This window comes from Pseudomonas antarctica (genome assembly GCF_900624995.1).
Classification (GTDB): Bacteria; Pseudomonadota; Gammaproteobacteria; order Pseudomonadales; family Pseudomonadaceae; genus Aquipseudomonas; species Aquipseudomonas antarctica.
On the sequence record NZ_UYXQ01000047.1, the window covers coordinates 20,535 to 27,723 of the forward strand.

At 59.5% G+C, this 7,189-nt stretch carries 8 protein-coding genes; 2 read left to right on the forward strand and 6 right to left on the reverse strand.

What is annotated here, in order from left to right:
- The first annotated feature begins 5 nt into the window (after nucleotides 1-5).
- Nucleotides 6-1,205 (forward strand): D-alanyl-D-alanine carboxypeptidase family protein, encoded by a 1,200-nt coding sequence (locus tag E0F99_RS19250; RefSeq protein ID WP_479725190.1) that lies wholly within the window; start codon nucleotides 6-8, stop codon nucleotides 1,203-1,205.
- Nucleotides 1,206-1,222: 17 nt separating this feature from the next.
- Nucleotides 1,223-1,519, forward strand: a complete 297-nt coding sequence (locus E0F99_RS19255) for a DUF6388 family protein (protein ID WP_083359032.1) — start codon at nucleotides 1,223-1,225, stop codon at nucleotides 1,517-1,519.
- 91 nt (nucleotides 1,520-1,610) lie between these two features.
- On the opposite strand, the gene E0F99_RS19260 is transcribed toward E0F99_RS19255, so the two are convergent.
- The 6 genes from E0F99_RS19260 to E0F99_RS19285 all read right to left on the reverse strand — a co-directional run.
- Nucleotides 1,611-3,065 carry a TrkH family potassium uptake protein gene (locus tag E0F99_RS19260; RefSeq protein ID WP_083359033.1) on the reverse strand — a complete coding sequence of 485 codons (1,455 nt, stop codon included), beginning with the start codon at nucleotides 3,063-3,065 and terminating at the stop codon, nucleotides 1,611-1,613.
- A 299-nt stretch (nucleotides 3,066-3,364) separates the two neighbouring features.
- Nucleotides 3,365-3,622 carry a hypothetical protein gene (locus E0F99_RS19265; protein WP_083359034.1) on the reverse strand — a complete coding sequence of 86 codons (258 nt, stop codon included), beginning with the start codon at nucleotides 3,620-3,622 and terminating at the stop codon, nucleotides 3,365-3,367.
- A 118-nt stretch (nucleotides 3,623-3,740) separates the two neighbouring features.
- The gene (locus E0F99_RS19270) at nucleotides 3,741-4,655 is read right to left on the reverse strand and encodes a F0F1 ATP synthase subunit gamma (RefSeq protein WP_083359035.1); all 915 of its coding nucleotides are present in this window, start codon (nucleotides 4,653-4,655) and stop codon (nucleotides 3,741-3,743) included.
- Entirely contained in the window at nucleotides 4,655-6,208 is a 1,554-nt protein-coding gene (locus E0F99_RS19275) for an alternate F1F0 ATPase, F1 subunit alpha (protein ID WP_083359036.1), read from the reverse strand. Before E0F99_RS19275 ends, E0F99_RS19270 begins: the two co-directional genes overlap by 1 nt.
- Nucleotides 6,205-6,978 carry a F0F1 ATP synthase subunit B family protein gene (locus tag E0F99_RS19280; RefSeq protein ID WP_083359037.1) on the reverse strand — a complete coding sequence of 258 codons (774 nt, stop codon included), beginning with the start codon at nucleotides 6,976-6,978 and terminating at the stop codon, nucleotides 6,205-6,207. Before E0F99_RS19280 ends, E0F99_RS19275 begins: the two co-directional genes overlap by 4 nt.
- A 3-nt stretch (nucleotides 6,979-6,981) precedes the next feature.
- Nucleotides 6,982-7,189: F0F1 ATP synthase subunit C (locus E0F99_RS19285; protein WP_130908874.1), on the reverse strand; the 208-nt coding region annotated here is incomplete at its 5' end.

Genomic DNA, 7,189 nt, shown 5'->3' on the forward strand with positions numbered 1-7,189 from the left:
AATATCTGTTGTTCCTGCGTGTGTTAACCGTGCTCTGTGTAACGCCACCGCTTCTTTGGGCGAATGCCGCTTTGGCTGCCAATGCCACCCTGGGGGCAATGATCCCCGCTGCGCCAAAGCTGGGCGCCGACGCCTGGATACTCATCGACGCGGCAACGAACAAGGTCATTACCAGCCACAACAGTGATGCACGCCTGCCACCGGCCAGCCTGACCAAGTTAATGACGGCGTACATCACGACGCATGAGCTCAAGTCCGGCCTGATAAAGGCAAGTGATGAGGTCGTCGTGAGCGAAAATGCCTGGCGTACCGGTGGCTCACGCATGTTTCTCAAGCCCGGCAGTTCTGCCTCGGTTCACGATTTGCTAAGCGGCGTGATCGTCGACTCCGGCAATGACGCAAGCGTGGCGCTGGCCGAACATATCGCGGGAAGCGAAGCCGGGTTTGTCGGGATGATGAACTCAACCGCTTCAACACTGGGAATGCTCAACACCCACTTTATGAACGCCACCGGCCTACCGGACCCGGAGCACTATTCTTCCGCACGTGACATGGCGACCCTGGCTCGAAAAGTCATCAACGAAGGGACCACCTACTACCCTCTTTACGCCAAGAAAACCTTCACCTGGAATGGCATTCAGCAATCCAACCGTAATACGCTTTTGTGGCGTAATGCCACCTACGACGGCCTGAAGACCGGGCACACAGAGGCAGCGGGCTACTGCTTGGTCGCCTCCGCACAGCGGGATGGGCAACGGTTGATCAGCGCAGTTCTGGGCGCCAGTAGCGCCCATAAGCGTACGGCAGAAACAGAAAAACTGATGGGGTACGGCTTTCGCTTCTACGCCACCCAAACCTATAAGAAAGGGGGCGAAGTACTCTCGCAGGTGGCGCTCTGGAAAGGCATACAACCCTACGTGAATGTGGGTTTGCTTGAAGACATGACCCTCACGCTGCCCAAGAATAAAAACCGAGACGTCGAGATGCGCCTGGCGTTTGATGGCCCCATCGAAGCCCCTATCACGGCAGGCACGGTCGTCGGAAGGCTCGACCTGTTCGACGCCGAGCACAAGCTGGGGAGTCGGCCATTGGTGGTCCTTGTGGACGCAGAGCAAGGCCATTGGTGGCAACGCTGGTGGGATACCGTGCATTTGTTTTTTACCCAGACCGTCCGCAGCTGGTTCGATGAGGCCCAGGTAACGTGAATAGTGAGGAGAAGGTCATGAACTCCGATGATCTACGCAAAGAACTCGCGCTATCAAAATTCTTCGAAGGCGATTCATCCCTCAATAACGCTGTACAGGGGCTGAGTCAGGCTGAAAAGAAACTGTGTATTGAATCGGCCTTTGAGCAAGAAGCCGCAAGGCTTGGGGTAGAAGTGTGGGAGCTGACGCTGACAATGATTTCGCAGTCTCCCCAAGAGCTGAAACGCCTGACCCTGGCGTTCCATCGGGAAGTGTCAGAAATGGTTGAGATGGCATGGAAGGATTACTGCTCGCTGAATGGGATCACCGAGTAGCCTTTGGGCCGCACATGCATCGGCGCTTCGCGTCGCGACGGCCCTGAGTGCTGACCGTCTATTTTGGCTTCAGCCTATCAACAGTGAGCACTCAATATCTCCAGAATACGGGCGTGACGAGCACTAACACTGTCAGGATTTCCAGCCGTCCAAGTAGCATGCCTAGAGTTAATAGCCATTTGGCGGCATCCGGCAGTGATGAGAAATTACCGGCCGGCCCAATGATTGTGCCAAGCCCAGGCCCGACGTTACACACCGCCGTAGCGGCACCGCTCAACGCCGTTGTCCAATCCAGCCCAATCAGACTCAGGCCCAAGGCAATCACAGCAATCGTGATGGTGAAAAAGAATGAGAACGTCAAAAGCGAACGTAAGATCTCTTCGTCGATGGGGTGGCCATTGTACTTTTTCTGAATCACGGCGCGGGGGTGGATCAGTTGCTTCAAACTGCTCACCAGTAAAGTTGCCGCCACTTGAAAACGGAAGATTTTAAGACCACCCGCCGTGGAACCTGAACAGCCCCCCACAAAGGTCAAATAGAAAAAAAGCAACACGGAGAAACTGCCCCACACGGTGTAATCGCCGACGGCGACGCCGGTGGTGGTGACAACCGATGTCACATTCACCGCCACGATACGAAATGCATCCCACCATCCGTAATCGCTGTGAAGACAAAGCCAGGTACCTACCGCCAGCCACGCGAAGACCAAGAAGCCAATAAATCCACGAACCTGGTGATCCTTCAGCAGCGCGCGCCGATGGCCGCGCAATGTCGCGACGTATAACGTAAAAGGCAGGCTACCCAGAATCATGATGGCGACTGCCACCCAGTGAATAGCAGGCTGTGTCCAATGCCCAAGCGAGGCGTCCGACGTCGAGAAACCACCGGTAGAGATCAGCGACATGGCGTGATTGACGGCGTCAAATGGCGTCATCCCGGCAATCCAGAGCGCGAGCGTTCCGCCCCCCGTGAGTCCCAAATAGAGAAAAAGAATGTACTTGGCTGCCACATGGGAGCGCGGCGTCACTTTTTCCGACCAGTCTGAAGACTCTGTCTGGAATAGCCGCATGCCCCCTACTCGCAGCAGCGGAAGAATCGCCACGGCCATGCCGATAAAACCGATCCCACCCAGCCAGTGAAGCATTGATCGCCAGATCAACAGCCCCGGCGAGGCGGTGTCCAAACCACTCAACACCGTTGAGCCGGTGGTTGTGATGCCAGACATCGTTTCAAAAAAGGCGTCGGTGTAACTGATGTGACTGATAAACACCATTGGCAACGCCGCGAAGGTGCACACCACCACCCAACTGCCGGTCGTCAGCAGGTACATGTCCCTTGGGCGAAGTTGAGCGGTCTCGGGGCGCCCTCGCATGACCAGCAACAGGCCGCAGATAAACGTAATCAAACTGGACCAAAGAAAGGCCGACAGATCGTCGCTGCGCTCATAGACCACCAAGGTGATCATGGGGATGGCCATGCTGATGGCCAACGTAATCAGAAACAGGCCTAAGACAAAGCCGATGAGTCGTATTGCCGCGTGGGACATAAACAATAACCTGGCAAATTAGCGCCGCGCAGTATCGCGGCGCCAAAACGTCTCCACCCGTAAATTTTCCGTAAATTTTTTACGGCCGACGGGGCGCTTCGTCAACCTTAGCCTATTCCAAAGACTGCGCGATTAAGGAACGTTACCTCAGCCTGTTTTCAAACCGCCAGACATTGCGCCCACCTTGACACAACAGCACCCACCCGCGCCGAGTTAGCCAATGCCACGCGTCAAGCCTGCCATGACGCGGGATGGCAGTCATCGGTGATTCGGGGCCATGACCAGCCGTGATCCCTGCCTTAAATCACCTCGTCCGGCGAGGCCTTCAGGTGGAACAGACCCTTGACCTTGGTTTGCAGGGTTTTCGCGATGGCCTGCGCTTCTTCAAGCGTGGTGCCCTTCTCAAGGTGCAGGATTATGCTGCCCTGGGCAGGCGGACTTGCCGTTGCGTTGAGTGGCTCGCAAACAATCGAAACGGGGGCTTCATCTGGCGCATGCTCGGTGGGCGCCAGCTCCCTTACGATGTATTGATAAACAGCGGATAGCGGCGGGGTCATAACGATTGCCTCAACAGGTGATTGCCAATGTGCGTTCGAGTGGCGTGCGTGAGCAAGCCATCGGTCCTCATTCTGTTAGCCATCTCTGGGCCTGTCTGTTCGACAGCACACAGTCAGTTCAGCCTTGGGGGCCGGCATCAGCGTTGGGCGACAGGGCGTCAAAACCTGAAATCACGTCAAAGAGTTCCTCGTCGATGCCGGCTTGGCGTAAACGGTGATAGGTGGCGTCGAGGTCTTGCAACCGTTCGCCAATGTTGCGGTCCGCACGCTGCATCGCGGCAAGGCGGCTAGCGTTTTCACTGGCCAGCGACTCGGCACTGGCGCGAAACAGCGAGACGAACAAGTGCTCGCGGACGAAGGCGCGAAGGGTCTGTGTGTTCGCGCTCAGGACATCGGGCAATTGCGGTGTGGGCCAGGCTTGCTGAGCAAGTGCGTGTTCCCAGTGCCCATCCAGAGGCAACAGTCGCTGGCTCACGGTGCTATAGCCGTTACCGCTGGGCCGGTTATAGAACAGCATCAGCGTAGCGCTTTGTGGTGCTCGCGCAGCGGCGCTGTCCGCGATCGGGACGGTTTGCAGGACCTGCCCCACCAGTTGCGTGATGTGCTGTACCGACCCAGGCACGGCGAACACGCCTTCGGGCGCGATGCCGGCATCGAGCAGTCGTTCATGCACACGCTCACCGACCGCCCATACCTTCACCGCAGAGGACCCGACTTGGGCGATTGCGTAGTCGACCACCTCGTCGTTGAAGCGTCCGACCAGGCCCTGATCGGAACCGAAGACCACGGCATGCACGGTGCGATCCTCAGCCCGAGCTTCGGGGGGCCAGGCGCGTATTCCGGCTGGGTCGATCGCGCGCAGACAAACGCCCAGCCCCAGTTCGACGGTGCGTGCGTAATCGGCGAGTGCCGCCACTGATCGCTCGTACTGCCCGATGGCCGACGCCGCCGAGGCTTTCATGACCCGCACCACGGACTTGAGGTCACCGGCGCTGCTGATCTGGCGGCGCAATGCAGTGATGGTGGTAGCCATCAGGCCTCCTGGGGCGTTGGCAGAAACACCGCCAGTGCCTGACGCGCCGCGTCGGTGACCTGCTGACGGTCAGCATCGGTGAGCGCCCCAGCTTCCGCCAGGCGCTTGCCGACGGCATCCTCAAGACCGTCGGCCGCCGCCTCCACAGCCTGCTGCGCAGCCGTCATGCGCTCAAGCGGCACCGGGTCGAAGAGTGCCGCATTCAAGGCCAGCAAAATCGCGACTTGAGCAGGCACCGTCACCGGTGAAAGCTCCGACTGGCCCAGGCAGGCGCGGATGCGCTGACCGTGAACGATGGATTGGCGGGTGTCCTCGTCCAGTCGAGCACCGAAGCGCGCAAAGGTCTCCAGTTCCTCGAACTGCGCATAGGCCAGCTTGAGGTCGCCCGCTACGGCTCGATACGCCGCGCGTTGCGCCTTGCCGCCGACACGCGACACTGACTGGCCGACATCAACGGCCGGCAGCACGCCGAGTTCGAACAATGACGGTGACAGCACGATCTGTCCGTCGGTAATCGAAATCAGATTGGTCGGGATGTAGGCCGAAATGTTCTGGGCTTCGGTCTCGATGATGGGCAGTGCTGTCAGCGAACCACCGCCGCGTGCCGGGTTCAAATGAGTGGCGCGCTCGAGCATGCGCGAATGGATGTAGAAAATATCGCCCGGGAAAGCCTCTCGTCCCGGTGGTCGACGCAGCAACAGCGACAGTTCGCGGTAGGCCCGCGCGTGGTGAGTCAGGTCGTCGTAGACAATCAGCACGTCGCGGCCGGCCTCCATAAAGTGCTCGGCGATGCTGGTGGCAGCGTACGGGGCGATATAGGACAGTCCCGGCGCTTCGTTGCCTTCGGCCACCACCACGACGGTGTAGGCCATCGCCCCTCTCTCTCGCAGGTTGGCCACGGCCTTGGCCACTGCCGACGCGCGCTGGCCAATGGCGCAATACACACACAACACATTCTTGTCGCGCTGGTTAAAAATCGTATCGATGGCGATCGCCGTCTTGCCGGTCTGGCGGTCGCCCAGAATCAGTTCGCGCTGGCCCCGGCCAATGGGGATCAGCGCATCAATGACTTTCAGGCCGCTTTGCAGCGGCTCGGTCACGGGCGCACGGTCCATGATCGGCGCTGCCGGCCGTTCGATGGGCAGCCGCGATCGGGTCGCAGGCGGCGCCCCCCCATCAAGGGCACGGCCCAGTGGATCGATCACCCGCCCCAGCAATGCCTCGCCCACCGCCACGTCCATCACTCGTCCGGTCCGACGTACGGCTTGGCCGGCGCGCAGGTGAGCCGAGTCACCCAGCAGCACCACATCGACGCCCGCCTCGTCCAGATTGAACGCTATGCCGGACAAACCACCGGCAAATATCAGCAGTTCCTCGAACCCCAGGTGCGGCAACCCCTGGATACGGGCAATGCCCGTGGACACACTGACCACCGTGCCCATTTCCTGCAGTGCCAACTGCGGCTTGAAGGCCTGGAGTCGCTGGCTGATAAGGGTGAACGCCTCGACTAAGGCGTCTTGACGCGTAACGTCGATCGATACGATCGGGCTCATGAGCGTTCCGTTGCGCGCGGAGGCTCGCACACATCCGAAGACAGCGCACTGAGGTAATCAGCAATGCTCCAGGCCAGCGTCAGCCCCTGCACGCTCACTTCAATACCACTGACCAGTTCAGGCGCGGTCTCGAACGTGAGCACAATCGCCTGCCCGCTCCACTCATCCAATGCCGCTTGGACCAGGCCACGCTGTGCGGCTGGCAGCTCGAATGCGCTGCGCAATCGCGCCGGTTCGTCCTCGCGGGTGGCCTGCAACGCGTCAGCCAACTCGTCGCGTGCGGGCCCGTCAAACGCCTGCAGGCGCTGGATGAAGACTTCACACGCACGCTGCTCCAGGCCGACTGACGCCAAGTCGCTGAGCACCCGGCGTGAAATGTCGTACACCTGCTGTTGCGTCTGGCGAACTAAGGAGGCGTGCAAATCCTGGCTTTGCGCCAACAGGTTTTTTGCGCTCAGCGCGCGTGCCGCCTCGGCGCTCTTACGAGCTTCGTCCAGCAGGCGCAGGCGCTCATCGTTGGCTTCAGCAGTGGCCTTGTTCAACAAGGCCGCCCGTTGTTCGTCAAAGGCCTTATTCTTGCTTTCGAACTCGTCTTGTTGCTGGTGGGCCATGGCCTTGGTCTGGGCGGCATCGTTGAGCTCGGCCGCAATCTTTGCCTCACGTGCAGCAATGGCGTTCAGCACCGGCTGGTACAGAAAACGCTTCATCAACCACACCAGGATGAGGAAGTTCAGCACTTGGGCGGCGACAGTGAACCAGTCAATGAGCACGGTCTATTGACCTGCCGCCTGGGCAACCGACGCGATAGCGGTATTCCAGAATGGGTTGGCGAAGATCAGGATCATCGACACGACAAAGCAGTAAATGGCCGTTGACTCGATCATCGCCAAGCCGACAAACAGCGTGCGCGTGATGGTAGCGGACGCGTCGGGCTGTTGCGCCAGGGAGCTTAGCGCTGTAGCGACAGCCCTTCCTTCGGCG